This is a genomic window from Richelia sinica FACHB-800 (assembly GCF_014698825.1).
GTDB lineage: Bacteria > Cyanobacteriota > Cyanobacteriia > Cyanobacteriales > Nostocaceae > FACHB-800.
In genome coordinates this window covers 31,302-51,350 of record NZ_JACJTT010000039.1, presented here as the reverse complement: position 1 = coordinate 51,350, position 20,049 = coordinate 31,302, and the positions used below count along the sequence as shown (strand labels likewise).

Below are 20,049 nucleotides of genomic sequence, written 5' to 3'. Positions count from 1 at the left end.
ATGAAAACTTGTGTTTCCAGAGAATAAAGTTTCATCTAAGGATTGCTATTTTTTAGCTAATTAGCAACAGCACGCATTTCAAACACTGATTTTAGCGTATAATTTGAGTATCTTTGCACTTAGCCTTTACCCCTCTTAAAAGCAGTCATGGTAAGGGTTTCCTTGTTTTCGGAGATGTCTATTTTTGTGCCATACACTTGCAATCTGCTGTAATCATTGCAAGTTAATTATAATCCTAGTGCGGAAGCTGACATCTGCCAGCCAAAATCATCGCTTTTCAGTATAACTATTGTATGAGGGCAGAAAAATAAGCTGTCTTAATCCCCCATTTCTCAATTTGGAATTCTGCGATGTCCTTTAATATTTCGGCTTGGTCGATTAAAAAACCAGTCCCGACAATAGTGTTATTTCTAATTCTCACGGTAATTGGTTGGTTTTCCTTTATCACCTTGGGAATTGATATTAACCCTAATATTGATGTCCCCAGTGTGACGGTGACTGTTACTCAAGCAGGTGCAGGCCCCGCAGAATTAGAGTCTCAGGTGACAAAAAAAATAGAAGATGCGGTAGCAGGACTAGGAAATATTGATACCATGACTTCTAAAGTAAGTGATGGTGTTTCTGTTACTAACATCAATTTTGTGTTAGGAACCAATAGCGATCGCGCTACCAATGATGTGCGAAATGCGATCGCCCAAATTCGTCAAACTCTCCCTCAAGACATCAATGATCCCGTTGTCAAACGGCTAGACTTTATTGGTGGGCCCATTATCACCTATTCAGTGAGTTCTGAACAGCGATCTGTAGAAGAAATCAGCAACATAGTTGATCAAACAATTAGTCGGAGACTATTGGCAGTTCCTGGGGTAGCTCAAATTAAAAGAGTTGGTGGTATTGACCGAGAAATTCGCATTAACTTAAACCCAGATAGATTAAAGTCTTTGGGCATTACTGCCACCCAAGTGAATGACCAAATTCGCGCCTTAAATATTAACTTACCAGGTGGTAGGGCAGAATTAGGGGGTAGTGAGCAAAGCATCCGCACCTTGGGTAGTGCGACCAGTGTAGATCAGCTACAAAATTATGAAATTATCTTACCTGGTGGTGGTTCCGTTCCCCTATCTAGCTTGGGAACCGTTGAAGATAAATTTGGTGATATCCGCAAAACTGCCCGCTTAAATAATAAACCTGTGGTTGCTTTCCAGGTGTTGCGAAGTACGGGTAGTGTGATGGTAACTGTGGAGGAAGGTGTAAAAGCCGCAGTCAAGGAATTAACTAAAACCCTGCCTCCAGATATCAAACTGGATTTAATTTTTACTAGAGCCGATATTGTGCGCTTATCCTATCAAAGCACAATTGATGAATTAATTCAGGCTTCTATACTGGCCGTACTGGTGATTTTAATATTTTTACGTGATTGGCGAGCCACTTTAATTACTGCCGTAGCCTTGCCTTTATCGATGATTCCCACCTTTGCGGTGCAGCAAGCCTTGGGTTATACCCTCAACAACATGACCCTGTTGGCTTTGGCTTTAGCGGTGGGTAACTTGGTGGATGATGCCGTTGTGGAAATTGAAAACATGGAACGGCATATGGCTATGGGTAAATCTCCTTGGCAAGCAGCTTTTGATTCCTCTGATGAAGTGGGATTAGCGGTGATAGCTTCCTCCGCTACCATTATTGCGGTATTTTTACCAGTGGCTTTTATGGGTGGGATTCCAGGGCAGTTTTTTCAACCCTTTGGTGTAACTGTGGCTGTGTCTACAATTTTCTCCACTTTGGTAGCGCGGATGGTAACACCGATGATGGGGGCCTATTTATTAAAAAATCACTACCACACCCAGAAAGAAAAACCAAAAAATATCCGCTTTGGTAATTTCTCATTTTCTTTACCTCAATCTTCCACCAACCCCCAATCATCCCGCAGATTTCAACCTTATCGCTCTTTGCTACAGTGGTCATTACGCCATAGATTAACCACAATAGCGATCGCTTTGGGTTTCTTTATTGCTAGTTTGATGTTAGTACCTGTGATTCCCAAGGGTTTTGTGGATGATGGGGATTATGCTCTTTCTAGCATTGCAGTGGAATTGCCACCGGGGTCAACCTTGGCAGATGTCAATCAGGTAGTTACCCAAGCCACAGACTTGTTGCGAACCAGTCCCATTGTAGAAAAAGTCTTAGCTACAGAAGAAATTAACTCTGCAACTTTAGCAGTTAAACTCAAACCCAAAGAAGAAAGAACCATTTCTCAAAAGCAATTTGAAGACCTAATGCGGCCCAAATTGCAACAAATTCCTGGGGCAAAGATTAGTTTTGAATCCCAAAGCCCAGGAGAAAGTCGGAAAAGTCTAGCCATTCTCTTAAGAAGCGAAAATCCCGCCGCCCTACAACAAGCTGCCACTGCATTAGAACAACAAATGCGAAACATCCCTGGTTTAGTGGAAGTCTCTTCCAGTGCTAGTTTAACTAAACCAGAAATTCTTGTGATTCCCGACCCCCAACGGGCCGCAGATTTGGGAGTGACAGTAGCAGCGATCGCTCGTACCGCTTCTTTAGCTACCATTGGTGATAACGATGCCAACTTAGCTAAATATAATTTGAGCGATCGGCAAATTCCCATCCGCGTCCAAATCGACCCCCAAGCGCGTACAGATATCAACACTATTAGAAATCTCCAAGTTCCCAGTCAAAATGGTGGTTTAGTTCCCCTCTTGGCAGTAGCAGATATTCGTCTGGGTAGTGGCCCCGCAACCATCAACCGTTTCGACCGCGCCCGACAGGTATCTGTAGAAGCCAACTTGCAAGGTTTGCCATTGGGAGAGGCATTACAAACAGTGAACAAACTGCCCATCATGCAAAACTTACCCCCAGGGGTGGTACAGCAACCCTTTGGTGGTGCAAAAATTATGCAGGATATTTTCAGCCGTTTTGGTGGTGCATTAGGTTTGGCACTGTTGTGTATCTATGCAATTCTCGTCCTGTTGTATAACAACTTTCTCCACCCTTTAACAATTATGGCGGCCTTACCATTTTGTTTAGGAGGGACATTAGTTGCATTAATGGTTGCTCAAAAACCCTTGGGATTGTATGCCCTCATTGGAGTAGTTCTACTTTTAGGAATCGTTACCAAAAACTCGATTCTGTTAGTTGACTACACCATCATCAACATGCAAGAAGGAAAAAACCAACGCCAAGCATTAATTGAAGCTGGTGTCTCACGTCTGCGACCAATTTTGATGACTTCCCTAGCTACCATAGCTGGTACTTTACCCCTAGCATTAGGCATTGGTGCAGGTTCTGAAGTCCGTCAACCTATGGGCATTGCAATTATGGGTGGTTTTACAACTTCTACTCTACTAACTCTAGTTGTGGTACCAGTTATCTTCAGTTATGTTGACGACTTCCAAAACAGTATTGTGAAGATTATCCGTCGCATTTTTGGTCGTCACCAACATCACTCTACCGAACACCAAGAAGTGATGAGTCTGCCAGCACCAAAAGAAAAATCTATTTCTTAGTCTTTTGATTGGTTATGGTATAATTATGGTTAGCTTCGTTTGGCTAACTGTAATTATTTGCGGGTGTAATTCAGTGGTAGAATGTCACCTTCCCAAGGTGAACGTCGTGGGTTCGAGTCCCATCGCCCGCTTAGGTTTTGAACTAGATTAGATTTTATGATTATGGCTTAAGTGGCATAAAAGTGGCATAAAGAATTGTATCACCTCTGGCTGTGTAATGACCCTATCACTACATAAATAAGCTAAGTTTTCATCCCTGATAGGGATTTATGAGTTTTAAAACATGCGATCGCCCAAAAACAAGCGAATGGGAACGGACATATAAATTAAGGCGAATTTACCAAATTGGTAACCCGTCTTTTTTTGTCCCCATTCTATTATGACAGCCGCACAACTGAACTACTGAATGTTCAGTTCGGAACGTAAGTCATCCAGGGGAGACTCTGGCAACTGGGGAGAGGTCACATCTTCTAATTGAGCTTCCATTTCCTCCTCATCTTCCTCCTCATCGGCGGGGATAAATTCTAGAGAAATTCTCACTCTCCCCGACTGCCAGCCAGTCCCGTCCATGCGAAGTACCTCACACTCAACGCCATCCTTATACCACTCCTTCCATGTCTCCCCACTAAGTTCCTTGGATAACCTCCCCGCCAAACTAATAGCAAACTCAATCACCTTAAAAGTTGCAGCGTTTAAAGGACTCTTAGTTTTATTTATGGACACAACATCAAATTGCGACAGTCCGACAGGCTCACTCACAATAGTTACTCCAAATTCTCTGTAATTTATAATTCCCAATTACGAAGAAAAAATTATGAACAGACTATTACTTCATATTAAATATTGGTTATGGGCAGCAATGCACAGCCCTAGATTTAACAAATTTTAAATTTAAGCCTATCGTTCCCCAATCGTTATAAGTTTCAATCCCTGATAGGGATTTATGAGTTTTAAAACCTCTCGTACAGGCTGAAGATTTACCTTCTTTACAGTTATGTGTTTCAATCCCTGATAGGGATTTATGAGTTTTAAAACCCACAAGTTGTGGAGGATTTAGAAATGGTTGAAGAGTTTCAATCCCTGATAGGGATTTATGAGTTTTAAAACCCAACTTGCTCCATTTCTCTTCACTACACCAATGTTTCAATCCCTGATAGGGATTTATGAGTTTTAAAACTAGTCATCTATCACCTCCAGATGATAGATTTCCAATTCCTGTTTCAATCCCTGATAGGGATTTATGAGTTTTAAAACAATGGAGCAATGAAGCTCACCGGAAAAAGGTAGGCGTTTCAATCCCTGATAGGGATTTATGAGTTTTAAAACGCGATAGAAATAGAATAATTTCTGATGCTGTAGTTTCAATCCCTGATAGGGATTTATGAGTTTTAAAACTGGAGCTTATCTACCAACCAAAACCAGATAGGAGAGGAAGTAAGTTTCAATCCCTGATAGGGATTTATGAGTTTTAAAACACTCGATATTTTGTCGGTTGAAATCGAGGAAGGAGTTTCAATCCCTGATAGGGATTTATGAGTTTTAAAACGTAGGGATGGTCAGCGTGGCTTACCCGGTCGTGATGGACAGTTTCAATCCCTGATAGGGATTTATGAGTTTTAAAACCTACCGTCAGCACCATTTAAACCATCCCATCCATTTTGTTTCAATCCCTGATAGGGATTTATGAGTTTTAAAACTTTAGATGGAAGCAGAGGCTTGCCAGGACGTGACGGTCGAGTTTCAATCCCTGATAGGGATTTATGAGTTTTAAAACGTAACTGGGCTGAGTTCTGTCTGGTACGTCCTCCCGTTTCAATCCCTGATAGGGATTTATGAGTTTTAAAACCGTTTTAGCCCGTCCAGCCCCAGGAAGAATACCTCATGTTTCAATCCCTGATAGGGATTTATGAGTTTTAAAACAGCGGCGGGTAGAAACCCTTACTATATTTAGTTTTCAAGGTACGGTAGCGCGAACTAATTATAAATATAGCATTAGAGCGATCGCTTGAAAAGATACTGACCATAAGAAATATCACCAACCCTTTACCCATTAACAATTTCAGAACTTGCGCGAATCAAAAATAGTGAGTAATCGCTGTAACCCTTGCCAGACTAGACATTACAGCGTTTGTTGGTTGATCAGATTTTCTACACCTACCCATCCGCGCTGCCAGGCAAACTATCCACGATGAAATTACAGCAATATGGGTGTATCTCATTACACTTGCTCTGTGCGTAAAACAAAAAAGCTGTAGATATCTACCCAAAAATTGCTGTAACCTCAACTTGCTTTCGCTATGTGAAACCACAGCAATTAACTCACCAAATCAGGAAACACCTCTTGCACTGCGGGATGAACAAGACGACGGTTCTGCACATTCAAACCTTTTGCTAAAGCTGGGTTTACATCCAAAGCCTTGACACCCAAATTCGCTAACTGCACTACGTAAGGTAAGGTACTGTTGTTGAGGGCTTGGGTTGCTGTCCAAGGTACGGCACCTGGCATATTGGGAACGCCATAATGGACTACTCCTTCTTCTGTATAAACAGGATGAGTGTGAGATGTGGGACGGAGGGTTTCTATACATCCACCTTGGTCAACTGCTACATCTACAATCACCGAACCAGGACGCATTTGTTTAACTAATTCGCGGGATACTAGGATTGGTGCTTTACGACCAGGGATTAACACTGAACCAACCAGTAAATCGGCTTCCTTAACGGCTGTTTCAATGTGAGCAGAGTTGCTGTAAATCAGTTCAACTCTGGAACCAAACAAAGTTTCTAAGTAGGATAGGCGTTCTACATTGACATCGAGGATTTGGACGATCGCTCCCATGCCCACAGCAATTTTAGCGGCTTCTGTCCCAACGACACCACCACCTAAAATTACTACTTTTCCTGGTTTAACTCCTGGTACTCCACCTAAAAGCACACCTCGACCACCTTGTTGACGTTCCAGGAACCTGGCCCCAAACTGCACAGCTAAGCGACCGGCAATGATGCTCATGGGGGTAAGCAAAGGTAGTCTGTTTGCTCCTGGTTGCTCTACGGTTTCGTAAGCGATCGCACAAATGCCAGAATCAATTAAAGTTTCTGTCAGCAAGCGATCGGCCGCTAAATGCAAATAAGTGAATAATAATTGATTTTTTTGCAAAAATTTATACTCGCTTGCTAGTGGTTCTTTTACCTTTACCACTAACTCCCGATTCCAAGCTGCTTCTGGTGTAGGGACAATTTTCGCCCCTGCAATACTGTAGTCTTCATCTGCAAATCCAGCACCAGTACCAGCCTCGGTTTGGACAAAGACTTGATGACCGCTTTCTTGCAGTACCCGCACACTAGAAGGACTTAAACCGACACGAAACTCTTGATCTTTAGTTTCTTTAGGAACGCCGATTTCCATTGACAGCCTCTAATAATTTTTGTTTCACTTTAGCCTGCCAGTATCTATCCCGCTACTTCAGTATTCAGTAATTCAAAATTCAAAGATTTGTCAATTCTTTGTCAAGCATGTTTTTTTCTTCTACCTTGACTAATGGCCAACAATTTCTACAATAGATAAAGAAACATTACAAATTGTAAAGCTAGGGGCAACCATCAGACTCTCTGAGCAAGTGTGTTTGGATTTCGTCAAATCAATCCCTGCCATCATTTGAAAATAAAAACCTGTCAAATCACGTTTGTCGATCACATTAAATAAAAGAGGAATTCTTGATCATGACTCAGCAACAACCAACCGTCACCCCCAAGCTCGAAGAACCTAAGTTTGGCTTCAATGAATATGCAGAGCGTTTAAATGGTAGAGCCGCGATGATTGGTTTTATTTTGATGGTAGTCATCGAATATGCCACCAACCAAGGTGTACTCTCTTGGCTAGGCTTGAAATAACTCTATTTTCTGCTTAAAACGCTGTCAGTCAGGAATTACAAGAGTTTTCACCAGCTGTAACCCAGCTGGTTTTTAACTTTTTGGCCAGTCTCTGAACTTCTACCCCTGATGTAACGTCTATATTTAGGTGAATGAGAGAATATATATAGGTGTCTAGTGCCACTGGGAAACTACAATCTATAGCAGGTGACAGTTAACAGGTGACAGGTAAGCCAGCGCGGTCTTGGGGGTTTCCCCCATGAGCGACTGGCGCACCCCTGCGGGGTGACAGTGCTAAAAGCCTTTTACTGGCTAAGTTTTAGTGTTATTTAATGTCCTAAACGCTCTGTCCATTGTTATATCAACAACTGGCAACTGCCAAATTGAAGAGAGTAATTTAAGGGGGTGAATTCCCGTACTTTCTTTTTGGACACAGACAATTATAATTGTTTGCATTCCTAGACCTTGATTACCAAAGGTCGGTTATCAGTAAATATCTGAATAAATTTACACAACAGGTTATTTAAAACCAAGCAAGCTGTGATGAACGCTGAATTACCTCGTTTTTTAAAGTCAGCCTATCGTAGAGAACCAATTATTAGTGCTTTAATCACTATGGGAGTGGTAGATGCGCTAATTGGTGGTTTGGATGATAGCTGGTCGTTATTCACTTTTGGGTTAGGAACAGCAGGTATCAGTTTAGCGGTGAAGTTATGGCGCATCCAGCAGCGTCCTCCTGAACCGGAAGAACCTGTGGTACAACATTATCTACCACCCCGTTCGTCTAGTTCGGCTTTACCAGTATTGAATGTTTCTAAGAAAAAATCATCCCATTAGGTGAGCACAGTGAGGGAATAGGGTGAGGAGTGCAGGAAAAGGTAGGGGAAAGACTGTATTACTGGCATTAATAGCGGCTGTGGTTTTGCCAGTGACCATAGAAAAGGATTTGCAGATATCTTCTGCCTATGCTGCTAACCAATACACTGATAAAACCTCAGATAGCCGGAGTTTTACTAATCCACAATTGGTCTACACCTTCTCAGAACATACAGGGACGGTGAAATCTTTAGCTTTTAGTCCCAATGGTAAGATATTGGTGAGTGGTGGGGGAGATAATGAGGGGATTATCCGTTTTTGGAACCCGATTACAGGTAAAAAGCTAGGCAGTACAAAAGCGCATCAAACATCAGTCAAGTCTCTAGTGATCGCTCCCAATGGTAACACCCTCGCTAGCTGTAGTAGTGATAATAGAATTAATCTGTGGAATTTAAAAACTTTAGAGTTTACTCGTTCCTTTGTGGGACATATGACTCAAGTTTTGTCTTTAGCTATTAGTCCCAATGGTCAGGTTTTAGCCAGTGGTGGTTTAGATGGGATTCGCTTGTGGGATTTAGAACAAGAGCGTCCCTTGGCTACTTTAGTGAGATTTGATAATGCTATCTATTCATTAACTATCAGTCCTGATGGACAAACTTTAGCTAGTGGTGACAAAAGAGGTGTGATCAAGCTGTGGAATTTAAAAACTGGTGAAGTAACTCACCAAATTGATGCCCATCAGGATATAGTTACTGGAATCTCTTTTACACCTAATGGCGAAACTTTAGTTAGTGCTAGTCGCGATCGCACAATTAAAGTGTGGAATGTGAATACAGCAGAACAAATCAGAACCCTGGAAGGACATAATAACTGGGTCAATGCCATAGCTATCAATCCCGATGGACGCACCTTAGCCAGTGCTGGGAAAGATGGAATTAGACTGTGGGATTTAACCACAGGAAAGTTAGAAAAGATACTAAGAGGACATAAGGACTGGGTGAGTGTAGTCGCTTTTAGTCCTGATGGTCAGACCTTGGCCAGTGGTGGATTTGATCAAAAAGTGAATATTTGGCGCGATCGCTAATATATAGCAGGTGACAGGTGACAGGTGACAGTGCTAAAACCTCTGGGGTGTCTAATTTTTAGTTAATGTCCTAAGCTATTGGAAATTTAACTTGCATATTATCTAAAATTACAACTCTTGTGGGGTGGGCATCCTGCCCGCCCTGGTTATTTCGATTGAAGCTTTATCTGCTTAACAAATGGCTAGTCTACAGTGATATCAAGTAAAAAACATCATCAATAATATTTTTAATTTTCTACAGGATTAGTAGTTTTCGACTGCACAAACATACTTTTAATTTTCCAAACTCCATCTTTGCGAATCAATTCATATCTAACTTGTAAATTCTCTTGAATCGATTTTTGCCTACGTGCATTGGCGTAGAACTGAGTTAATTCCTGGACTTTAGCAACTACAAAAAAATGTTCTGAATCCGTTCCTAGAGGAGTTACAGATTCAACTTTCACATCATGACTATAGTTACGATAGCGGTTCTCTTCCTTTTCTTGTTTAGCAATGGAGCGCCATTGAGTTAAAACAGGGCCAGTTAAAATTTCTCCTAAACTATCAATGGCATGATTCGGGCCTAAAGCCGCAGTTTTTGTAGATAGCCAAGTGCTAATTACTTGCTGTGCCGTTTCGTTGGTTAATCCTACTTCTGGAACTGGTGGCTGACTATTGGGGTCAGGAATCTCAATCGGTGGCTGATTAAGTTCTATTGATAATTGTTCTCCTTGTAAAACAGGGCCAGGATTCAAGATATTACTTAACCAACCAAAGGCGCTAGATATTAGTAACCACAAGGCGATAAGACTTGCTAATGCCACAGTTATGACTAACAGCAACCGTTTCTTACTTTGTAGAAAGCCAATCAAGGTGCGTCTCCGTCGGGGAGGACGTGAGCGATGATCAGGACTAGGATTACGGCTGGCAGTGGCTGTAGAATTGCGGCGGCGACGTTGTTGTGTGGATACAGAGGCAGGAGGCTTGATCCCACTATGGACACCATCGGTATTTTTTCTACCTAGCTGTGTTTCCGTTCCCTGAATAACTGAATTTTCTCGTGTTTGACCACCTACAGATACAGGATTAATTTGACTTCTGGTAGTAGGACGTTGAGAATATTCTGGTGATTCCCTGGGTATGGCTCTCAGTTCCCCAGTGGGTGGGGATTTATAACCAAGGGAATGAGCCGCACCAGCACCATTGTGGAGAGTTTGGGGATTTGCTGGTGTCTGGCTCACAGATTGACGATTAATTACCGTCAATTCGCTGGTTGTTTCTGCATCACTGGGTAAAGCCTCTAAATAAGCTTGCACCTGACGGTCAGCAAAATAAATTTTCAGGGAAGCTTGCTGCTTGGCTAAATCGCGAAAATGGGGGAATACTTCTTGTTGTAGCCATTTTTCACAATATAAACACAGTCCAGGTAATAAATCTGGAGAATCTAAAGATTTTTCGCGAATAAAAGCTAATGCTTCGTATTCTTGGCTTAATTCTAAAACACGGGTCGCTTCTTCTGTTTGTCCCAACAGCAAAGCACACAGAGATTGTTCCAAATGGACATCTTGACGCTTACCCAGGCGCATCAACATTTGCTTGGCTTGGCGAATTAAAGCCGGTTGACGTTGAGCAAAACCCCGCGCGATTAAGGTGTATACAGCTAAATAGGTAGCCACAGGAGAAGGGCGTTTACTTTCCGCCTCAAATAATTTATGTTGTTCTACCACGGTGAGGTGATAGCGCAATTGCTGAATAAATCGCAAAAAGTCGTCTATATTTAACCCAGATTGGTCATTACCACTGCCATCAATCCCACCCCGTTCTTCTAAGATACTTTGTAATAAATCTAAGCCTTGTCTTCGTTCCTCAACATTTTCTTCTGGTAAGGCGATTAACTCTAAAATCCGATAGGGTCGGAGTTTATAGAGATCCGCAATAATTTCTCCTTGGAGATTGAGAAATAATCCTTGGCGAGAAATAAGCTCTAAACCAGTGTCTAGGGATGTGGCGGCGCTTTCATAGTGACCTTGTTGCCATTGTTCCCGTCCCAGTTCTAAACAAGCTAAGGCAAAGGTCAAGAGAATATCTGGTAATTCTGAGTCCTCTTCTAATTCGTCTGGGGATAAATTTAAGCTATTACCAGTTCTGACGACTTGGAGATGGGGTTGATTGACCAAATGGGGACGACAAAGTTTCAACACCATTTCATACTCCCCTAACTCTTGCAAAATCAGGAGAGCGCCAATAAATTGGTCTGGGGTAATTTCTATCTGAAGACTTTGTAGATCATCATTTTTGTTCTGTGGCTCGGTACCGTTTTCGCCTGGCGTGGTTCCACCATCGGCGGTATAGGCATGGGCAAGATAAAGCTGATTGTAGCTGCTGCGCTGGATGGGGTCAGACAACACCTCATAAGCTTTTTCAATTAATTCTTTGCGAGCAGAGATGGCTGTGGCTGAATACTCACGCCTCGGTAACTGGACAACGCGATCGCTATACGCTTGCCGCAGTTGTTCATCACTTGCCGCTAAGGGTAATCCTAAAATTCGGTAGTAATCTAGCGGAATTCGCACAGTCTACTTCCTCTGCACCGTGTTCAATCATCATTCACCTAGACCATCCCAGGCATGTAAAACCGTGCCATAATATTAGCCTTTATAATACCGTGTTTTGTTAAGAATACAAGTGTATATTAGAACACAGTTTTTTTATCTAGTCCCGTAATTGAAATTAGACCTTCAGTATAACCATCTAGCGATCGCTCAGATAGCATGACTTTTAGTTTTATCTAGAGTACATTAGCTGCAACATACATACACTACTACTATTTGGCCCGAAACCTATTAAATATAACTACTGCTTTTAGTGATAATAAAAAAATTTCACTAGACATAATCTATTTTCTCTTCTCTATCACCCGTCTTGTGGTTACAAGGGAGCAAATAACCACTTATTTATGTCAGCATTTCTAGTTTCCACATGGACTAAGGGATAAGCATATGCACCAAAATATAGCCAAAAATCTATCTTTACTGCTGATTTTTCCTTTATTTACAGGTTTCATACCCGCCTCGGCTTCCTTGCTATGTCCAGCCAATGCAGCTGAAGACAGAGTGAAAATTTCTCGATATGACAATCAAGATGCAGACAACGGTCGTAGTGGACGAGATGGGAGAAACGGACGGGACGGGTCTGACAAAACGGTTTATAGCAATGGTTCACCAGTCAATCTCGACTTATCAGGAAAAGATGGAGAAGATGGGGAAGACGGCGAAAATGCTTCCTCTCCTCGTTGTGGTCGCTATGCAGAAGACAGAGAACGTGATTTAAATGCAGCCGATGGTGGAAACGGTGGTCAAGGTGGAGATGGTGGCAAAGGGGGAAATGGTGGTGATCTCAAGGTGTATTACAGCAATTTAGCCGATTTACGCACTATCTCTGTCCAAGGTGGGGGAGGCGAAGGTGGACGAGGTGGCAGGGGTGGTTTAGGAACAGAAGGTTGCCAGTGTCGGCGGCGGCGTTGGCAAGTCAAAACCTGCAAAGGCACTCCCGGCAGTCCAGACCATAAATGTACAGAAAAGACCTATAGATGTACTGATGGCAGCGATGGTGTGGATGGAAGAGATGGGAAAGACGGCAGTCGCGGTAGCTTGGGTCGGTTATGGCTGGTTAAAGGTCAACAACCCTTAGCAGATGATACGCCCACTTTCACTGCTACTCTGTCCCAGCTAGCCAGTAAAAAAGTCAATTTATCGAAAAACCAATGGTTATCAAAAAATGGAGCCGATTCTTTATTAGCCCCTGGTTCTGTGATAGCTGACCAATATTACGAATTTAACCAACGTTTAGAAGCTAATTTTCAACTTATTTGGCAAGAGAAACAAGCTATCACTGATTTTGGTAATGAAACAGCCAAACTGACTTTAAATGATAATCAACAAGTAGAAATAGTATTTCCTCAACAAGTCTGGATTAATGGCAGTGCTACCACTCAAGGAAATTTGACTACTTTTACAGTTAAAAATGCCATTTTACCAGGCGATGTTACTAGATTAGCCGTGGCAGAATTTGCCGGTACAGGTAAAAATCTCAACTTAAAAATAGTTGATTTAGCAGCTAAATCTGATGCTATTAATACTAAATTTAAAATCAAATATCGAGCGCAAGATACTTCTTCTGGTTACTCTGATTACCAAACTGTTTATGAAGGGGAAATTCCTCAACAATTAGTCACTCGTGACTATAATCGCTTTACTTTAGCTTTAGGACAATTGCGAATTCCTGATGCAGCCCTGCAATCTGGGATGAATATTGATCTAGAAATAGTTGCTACTCGCTTCTTAGGAGAACGTTCCGCCCAGCAAAGTTTAAATTGGCGGGGTGTAGTTCGTAAATCAAAATAGTATTTACTGAACACTGATCATCTTAGAATTGGGGATGAGTAAGTCATAAGAAAATATCAATTATTTCGTAGGGTGTGTTATGCTAGAGGCTAACGCACCATTAAACATTGCAGCTGTGTTAAGATACAAGTTTATGCAAGTTGCTATAAGTATTGTTTTTTCGTTATTCTGAAAAAGCCCGTGACGAGGATTGAACTCGTGACCTCACCCTTACCAAGGGTGTGCTCTACCACTGAGCCACACGGGCGAACTTTTAGCAATTCTAGATTTTGAACTTGCGAGAAGCCAAAATCTAAAATTGAAGGTGGGCCGGGCTGGATTTGAACCAGCGTAGGCGTAAACCAACGGATTTACAGTCCGTCTCCATTAACCACTCGGACACCGACCCTTGCTGTCCCACGATTTAACATCTTAGCACTGGTTTTTAGAAATGGCAATAGGGTTAAGAAAAAATTTTGGTTTGTGCTTTGCTGGGTGTTTTCCTGAGAGACAACCAAATAAAAATATCCAATAGACCTTTGGTGAAAATGAATGTAGAGACGTTCCACCGGAACGTCTCTACAAGGGCTTCAAACCACGCACATTTAATTACCACCAAATGTCTAATTAATTTCTGTGGGGCAGACATATCATGGCTAACGCCACGTTCAGTGCCCCTTGAACCCTGACTAGAAGACCATCCCACAAGACTGGATAATTTATTTCCTGGCAGCCCCTTAGGCGATTATTCCTCCTGTTTCTTGGAGAGAGTGGAGGCGATGGTAAATGCCATTTTGATGCAAAAGTTCTTCATGGCTGCCAACTTCCGCTACTTTCCCCTGGTCAAGAACCACGATTTTGTCTGCTTCTCTCACGGTACTGAGACGGTGAGCAATGATAATTGTGGTGCGAGTTCCCTGAATAGCACGCATAGCTAGTTGAATTGAGCGTTCAGATTCATAATCTAGGCTAGAAGTTGCCTCATCAAAAATCAGCACATCCGGTTCCACTAACAATGCTCTAGCGATTCCTAACCGCTGTCTTTGTCCTCCTGACAACCTCACACCCCGTTCACCAACCACAGTGTAATAACCTTGAGGTAGGTGTTGAACTACTTCGTCAACTCTGGCTATCCTACAGGCTGCCTGTACTTGCTCTAAAGTGGCATCTGGTCTGCCATAGGTGAGGTTATCTAAAACAGTACCGTTGAAAATGTCTACTTCTTGGTGAACTATTGCTAGTCTTCGTCTATACTTGCTGACATCTAAGGTGCAGATATCTTGACCATCAATCAAGATTTTTCCTGTTTGTGGCTCAAAATAGCGCAAAAGCAATTTCACTAATGTAGATTTACCTGAACCAGATTTTCCTACTAATGCAACTGTTTGATAAGGCTCAATTAACAGGTTAATATCCTGTAAAACTTTGCGTTTATCTTCATAGCCAAAACTGACATGGGAAAATTCTACTTTTCCTGTAAATTGATAATCTGTATCTGCAATATTTTCTGGTGAGAGAAAATCGATTGTGGCCTCTCCTGAAGGTGTTTGGAGAAAATCATGGAACCTCAACATAGAAGAAATACGCCTAGCAAACACCTCTGCTAAGTTGCTAATTGGTTGTAACTCAGCATAAGCCATACTGGAAAGAGTTAAGGTCATGACAAAGTGACCAATTGTAATCTTTCCTTTTAAGGTTTCGGCTAAAGTTAACCCCAAAACTATAAACACACAAAATTGCACCATTGTGCGTTGATAGGTGAGAAGTTTGACATACCCTTTGTGGATACGATAATCAACTACTGTTAACTCTCGATCTAGGCGTTGTTTTTGTCGTTTCAGTTCCTTTGGTTCTGTCGCAAAGGCTTTGACGGTTTTGATGTTGGTGATGATTTCTGAAGTGCGGCTTTCTGTATTTTCCATGTATTTATCTAGGCGTTCTTCATGCCAAATCAGCCGCTTTAATTTTCGTAAAGTTAAGCCGATGATAATCACAAAGGAAATTAATAATAAACCAGCAATTCGCCAATCAATTACCCAAATCATCAAGAAAATGGCGACGATTCTGAATAACTTAGGAAGCAATTGTCCAGCAATTTCTGGATATCCCCAAGTATGATTAGCTAATCCCCTTGCTACTCTACCTGCAATGCGTCCAGGATTATTTTCATCATAAAATTCCAAGGGGAGGGTGAGGATTTTTTCAATGGTTTTTTGTCCTTGCAATCGGCGAGATTTTAAGGCAATATCCCAATGGAACCAACTTGTTAACCAAGGTTCTATTGGCGCTCTTGCGACTGTAGAAAGGAAGATAAGACCAAGTAATACACCAATGGTTAAGAATTGGTTAGCTGGGTAATTGAGAACACGAGAAAAAAGAGCGATCGCATCTTGCAGTGGTTTATCTAAGGGTTGACTAGACAGAACGTTTAAAATCTGTCCAGTTGCATAAGGTACAATTAAGTCAATAACTTCGTAAATACTGGAGGTCGTAATGCTGAAAATACTCCACCCCCAGTAGGGACGGAAATAATCAATTAAGTCTCTAAATTTAGCCATGATGCACACTTGCCTCAAGGGTGAGCCTGAGCTAAGAATTAGATACTACAGTTATACTACAAAATTGTCAACTCTTTCCTTGAGCAAGTTGCCTGGTCGGTTAATTTACGGTGATATGGGAGAAAATTCCAACTGATAACGATAAAGTGCTACGGGGAGGGAACCAGCTTTAAAGTAATCTGGATCTTGGGGAGAAAGGTAAACGGCAGTGACTTGATCAGCAATAATTTGAGGTGAATTTGTGGATAATTGCTGATAAGCTGTGGTTGATTCTACAGTATTAAAATATGGGCGCGAACCACCTTTAAATAATTGTTGAAAAACCTCTGTGGCGATAAATTGACCATCAGGCTTAGTTTCTATAGCCCGTGCGGTAACTATAGAAACTAATTGACGTTCTCCCCGCAAAAAGGTAATTTGACGATTTGGTGATTCTGGGTCTACTTTCGTGGAAATAACTGCATCATCTCCTAAATAAGCTTTTGTTAAATTCAAACTATTAAATTCTCGGTCAGCTACTAATATTTCTGCTGGATTTTCTAATTTAGGAATAATCGTTGATTGAGAAATTTTTGGCTTTACTTTGATAAATCTCACTAAAAAATCTACGGATTTATTTAACTGCTGGCGATTTCCTGCAAAGCCAGGAGTCAAAATATCTGGTGCTAAAGGTGCAGCTAAATCAACTAAGGTACTTTTAACTTGCCAAGTTCCAGCCATCCAGTCAGGATAAACTAAATCTCCTGTAGCTGGTTTGACAGAGGTTAATTTTTCCCAATGGGGAAAATTTGCTAAATGTTCTGCTAATTCTCCTGCTGCGGCTGGTTGGCTTGGTATTAGCAGGAAAATTATCAATAAAATACTCCAAATCCACTTAAATATCATCACAATTTGAGATTTTATTCTGAATAAATATGCAAATTGATTATAAAAAGCGTGTTATGCCAATTCCCAAAATTATTACTACCAATGTAGTTTTGGCAGAGAACGTATAGCTAGATAGTTAGCGTATCGTGCCGTAGATATAATCCAACATTGATAAGTATTTGTTGGGTTCGCTGTTGCTTAACCCAACCTACCTATTTGTTTCATGGTGTTTAAAATTGGCATTAGCTATTGGCATAACACACCCTAAAAATTTACTCCTAATTTGTAATTAGCAGATTAATTATTCAAGGGGTAATGGTTGCCAAATTTCACCATATTTTTCTTTTAATGCTTGCCATGCTTCCACTTGTCCTGGTTCATATTCACCAGGTTTACCCCATTGTAAAAATAGACTTAAAGCTGCTTCCTGTTTTTCGTCTAAAAGCCTAATGGCGTAGGTTGTAAAGTTACCTCTTTTAGCTTCTCCTGTTTCAAATTTCACTTGAGTAATTTTGTCCATATTCAAATGAAATTCAAAGCCTTCGGTGTGCATATTTGCATATTTACCTTTGGGCAATTCAGCATAAAATAGTTTTTCTATCTTGCCTCTTGCTTCTAAAACTGCGGCGCTGCTAGTCACAATTAACCGTAGGGTTCCTAAGTTTTCACAAGCTTCTAAAAACTCTTTCAATGTTGTTGTCATAGAGATTTGTCATTTGTCAATTTTTCACTATTACCCATTGTAAGGGCGGGGGTTACACTACCGTTACATAAAACTTACTCAAACTTATCTATTGAGACTTTTCTACAAAAGACAACTTCTGTATAATATCCAAAATAGAGGTTTAAAAAAGAAGTCTTCCGGATAAGAAAGAGTTATACAGCCTAAGTCATTAGTTAATATGCAGTTAATGTTATCTGTCGGGGGTCAAAGTTAAGCTGAGAGAGCAAAAGAGGGATAGTCATTGAGATACTTTATTCCTAACCTCAAGTTAAGCCCGGATCTCCCACCTCAAGAAAAATTGGAAGAAAAGCTGGGAGGTCTACCCTGGGGTTTAAAACCAGAACAGTACCCTATCTGTAGTCATTGTGGAGGAAGCCAATCGCTTCTGGCTCAATTTGTCCACAACCCAGAGAGACTAGATTTAGGTAAATTGGGTCGTACACTCCTTGTTTTTCAATGCAACCACAACCCAGGGGAATGCCCAACTTGGGAAGGGGGATCTGGGGCTAATGCCTGTTTTGTTCTTGATCCAGATGAACTCTCAGATGGTCTCACACCGATGCCAGCAGATTCTCCACCCATTGAACCTGAAGCGCGTATCGTTGATTGGCTGGCCCAGGATGATGGCATCTCTTTAGATCAGGTATCTGCATTTTATGCTGATGAGCAACGCTGGAATCTACCGGATGAAATGCGGGACAGAGTGTACACCGAAACAAAACTTGGAAGTGTTCCAGAGTGGGTGCAGAGTTCAAGTGAAGCACCAGGTGAAAGATGGATATTTATTGGTCAGTTGAGCAGTTCCTACAAGTTCTTCCAAAAACCTGCTACTCAAAACGGAATCTACATTTATCCATCTTCACAACATTGGGTTTGCGACGGCCCTAACTTTGGAGATGCAGGGATTGGGTATATTTTTCTTCGACATCAATCAGGAAAACCTGGTGGTTGGTTCTTTTGGCAATGTGGTTGACGGCTGTATAGCCATTTGTCATCCCTATCTTTCGTGTTGTTCGTAGGCAGCAACTATGCGCTGAACTAAGGGATGGCGAACGACATCTTTTTGGGTAAATTCACAAATGGCGATGCCTTCAACGTTTTTTAAAATTTGTAAGGCTACAGTTAAACCTGATTGTTGGTTTGGTGGTAAGTCGGTTTGGGTAATATCTCCAGTAATGACCATGCGGGAGTTGAAGCCGAGGCGGGTCAACACCATTTTCATTTGAGCAGGTGTAGTATTTTGGGCTTCATCGACAATGACAAAGGCGTTATTTAAGGTGCGTCCCCGCATATAGGCTAGTGGTGCAACTTCGATGATACCCCTTTCCATTAAATTAGGAACTTTTTCGGGGTCGATGAATTCGTTGATGGCATCATACAGGGGTCGGAGATAGGGATTGACTTTTTGCTGCAAGTCTCCGGGGAGAAATCCTAATTTTTCTCCTGCTTCAACGGCGGGACGAGTTAAAATCAGCCGTTCGACTTGGTTAGAAAGGAGTTCTTGAACGGCGACGACAACAGCAAGATAGGTTTTACCTGTACCAGCGGGGCCGATGCAAAAGGTGAGGTCACGCTTGCGAATGGCTTCTATGTATTTTTTCTGGTGAAAGGTTTTGGCGCGAATTTCTTGACCACGACGGGTTTTAGCGAGGATGTTGCGCTGTAAGTCTTGGAGTTGGTCTTCGATATGAGCATCTAAGGCTTGACGGGCTGTGAGAATATCGGCACTGGAAATATTATTCCCTTGGCTCCACAGATTTTCCAGCGATCGCACTAATCTTGCCGCTAGGTCAACTTGCTTCTCTGTACCCGAAATTAGTAATTCTTGTCCACGCAATACTAAATTCGCTCCTGTTTGTCGAGAGAGGAGTTTGATATTTTCTTCCCCATATCCCGCCAGAGCGATCGCACTCGGAATATTAGGCAGCTGAATTGTTAAGGCATCTGCCATATAATTTTTATTTTTAAAAAAATACAGAGACGCAATTAATTGCGCCTCTTAGTTGCTAATTTTTGATTTCAAATTTTTCCCTGGAAAAGGGAAAAACTGTTAACGAAAGCCTTTGCGTATTGCTTCTGCTTTACGTTTACGCCGTAGACTAGGTTTTTCATATCTTTCCCGGCGTTTAACTTCTGACAAAATGCCAGCTTTTTGAATTTTCTTTTTAAACCGTCTTAGTGCTGAGTCAATCGACTCATGTTCACCCAAACGAACTTCAGCCACTCCCTGCTTTCACCTCCTGAC

Annotated in this window: 14 protein-coding genes, 3 tRNA genes and 1 CRISPR repeat array; of the genes, 7 read left to right on the top strand and 10 right to left on the bottom strand. The window is 41.6% G+C overall.

The features are described 5' to 3' along the window. Positions 1–350: 350 nt before the first annotated feature. Positions 351–3,521 (top strand): efflux RND transporter permease subunit, encoded by a 3,171-nt coding sequence (locus tag H6G73_RS20385; protein ID WP_190607787.1) that lies wholly within the window; start codon positions 351–353, stop codon positions 3,519–3,521. Positions 3,522–3,580: 59 nt separating this feature from the next. Next, a tRNA-Gly gene (locus H6G73_RS20380) sits at positions 3,581–3,652 on the top strand. A 268-nt stretch (positions 3,653–3,920) separates the two neighbouring features. Here H6G73_RS20380 and H6G73_RS24565 read toward each other — a convergent pair. Both H6G73_RS24565 and ald read right to left on the bottom strand, forming a co-directional pair. Next, the gene (locus tag H6G73_RS24565) at positions 3,921–4,280 is read right to left on the bottom strand and encodes a KGK domain-containing protein (protein WP_190607786.1); all 360 of its coding nucleotides are present in this window, start codon (positions 4,278–4,280) and stop codon (positions 3,921–3,923) included. A 161-nt stretch (positions 4,281–4,441) separates the two neighbouring features. Beyond that, a CRISPR array of direct repeats spans positions 4,442–5,441; the repeat unit is 37 nt; unit sequence GTTTCAATCCCTGATAGGGATTTATGAGTTTTAAAAC. 394 nt (positions 5,442–5,835) lie between these two features. Then, positions 5,836–6,927, bottom strand: coding sequence for an alanine dehydrogenase (gene ald, locus H6G73_RS20370; RefSeq protein WP_190607784.1), 1,092 nt, complete (start codon positions 6,925–6,927; stop codon positions 5,836–5,838). A gap of 314 nt (positions 6,928–7,241) precedes the next feature. Between ald and H6G73_RS20365 the strand changes: the two genes are divergently transcribed. From H6G73_RS20365 to H6G73_RS20355, 3 genes are all read left to right on the top strand, one after another. Then, the gene (locus H6G73_RS20365) at positions 7,242–7,412 is read left to right on the top strand and encodes a chlorophyll a/b-binding protein (RefSeq protein WP_190607782.1); all 171 of its coding nucleotides are present in this window, start codon (positions 7,242–7,244) and stop codon (positions 7,410–7,412) included. A 522-nt stretch (positions 7,413–7,934) separates the two neighbouring features. Next, positions 7,935–8,228 (top strand): hypothetical protein, encoded by a 294-nt coding sequence (locus tag H6G73_RS20360; RefSeq protein WP_190607781.1) that lies wholly within the window; start codon positions 7,935–7,937, stop codon positions 8,226–8,228. A gap of 22 nt (positions 8,229–8,250) precedes the next feature. Continuing rightward, positions 8,251–9,291: a WD40 repeat domain-containing protein gene (locus tag H6G73_RS20355; RefSeq protein WP_244997457.1), complete on the top strand. Its 1,041-nt coding sequence runs from the start codon at positions 8,251–8,253 to the stop codon at positions 9,289–9,291. A 227-nt stretch (positions 9,292–9,518) separates the two neighbouring features. Here the strand turns inward: H6G73_RS20355 and H6G73_RS20350 are convergent, their stop codons facing one another. Further along, on the bottom strand, positions 9,519–11,846 hold the full coding sequence (locus H6G73_RS20350) for an IMS domain-containing protein (RefSeq protein ID WP_190607780.1): 2,328 nt from the start codon (positions 11,844–11,846) through the stop codon (positions 9,519–9,521). A 426-nt stretch (positions 11,847–12,272) separates the two neighbouring features. Between H6G73_RS20350 and H6G73_RS20345 the strand changes: the two genes are divergently transcribed. Then, on the top strand, positions 12,273–13,676 hold the full coding sequence (locus tag H6G73_RS20345; protein ID WP_190607778.1) for a collagen-like protein: 1,404 nt from the start codon (positions 12,273–12,275) through the stop codon (positions 13,674–13,676). Positions 13,677–13,851: 175 nt separating this feature from the next. Here H6G73_RS20345 and H6G73_RS20340 read toward each other — a convergent pair. The 5 genes from H6G73_RS20340 to H6G73_RS20320 form a co-directional block, all read right to left on the bottom strand. After that, positions 13,852–13,923: transfer RNA gene (locus H6G73_RS20340), tRNA-Thr, on the bottom strand. Positions 13,924–13,981: 58 nt separating this feature from the next. Beyond that, a tRNA-Tyr gene (locus H6G73_RS20335) sits at positions 13,982–14,064 on the bottom strand. 328 nt (positions 14,065–14,392) lie between these two features. Then, entirely contained in the window at positions 14,393–16,213 is a 1,821-nt protein-coding gene (locus tag H6G73_RS20330; protein WP_190607776.1) for an ABC transporter ATP-binding protein, read from the bottom strand. Between the two features lie 105 nt (positions 16,214–16,318). Beyond that, on the bottom strand, positions 16,319–17,098 hold the full coding sequence (locus tag H6G73_RS20325; RefSeq protein ID WP_199317796.1) for a DUF6816 family protein: 780 nt from the start codon (positions 17,096–17,098) through the stop codon (positions 16,319–16,321). A 283-nt stretch (positions 17,099–17,381) separates the two neighbouring features. Next, positions 17,382–17,783, bottom strand: coding sequence for a ChuX/HutX family heme-like substrate-binding protein (locus H6G73_RS20320; protein ID WP_190607771.1), 402 nt, complete (start codon positions 17,781–17,783; stop codon positions 17,382–17,384). 262 nt (positions 17,784–18,045) lie between these two features. Between H6G73_RS20320 and H6G73_RS20315 the strand changes: the two genes are divergently transcribed. Continuing rightward, a complete protein-coding gene (locus H6G73_RS20315) occupies positions 18,046–18,777 on the top strand; it encodes a hypothetical protein (protein WP_190607769.1) in 732 nt (243 codons plus the stop codon). Between the two features lie 24 nt (positions 18,778–18,801). Here H6G73_RS20315 and H6G73_RS20310 read toward each other — a convergent pair whose 3' ends face one another. Continuing rightward, a complete protein-coding gene (locus H6G73_RS20310) occupies positions 18,802–19,755 on the bottom strand; it encodes a PhoH family protein (protein WP_190607768.1) in 954 nt (317 codons plus the stop codon). 99 nt (positions 19,756–19,854) lie between these two features. Then, a complete protein-coding gene (gene rpsU, locus H6G73_RS20305; RefSeq protein ID WP_190607767.1) occupies positions 19,855–20,028 on the bottom strand; it encodes a 30S ribosomal protein S21 in 174 nt (57 codons plus the stop codon). Positions 20,029–20,049 lie beyond the last annotated feature (21 nt).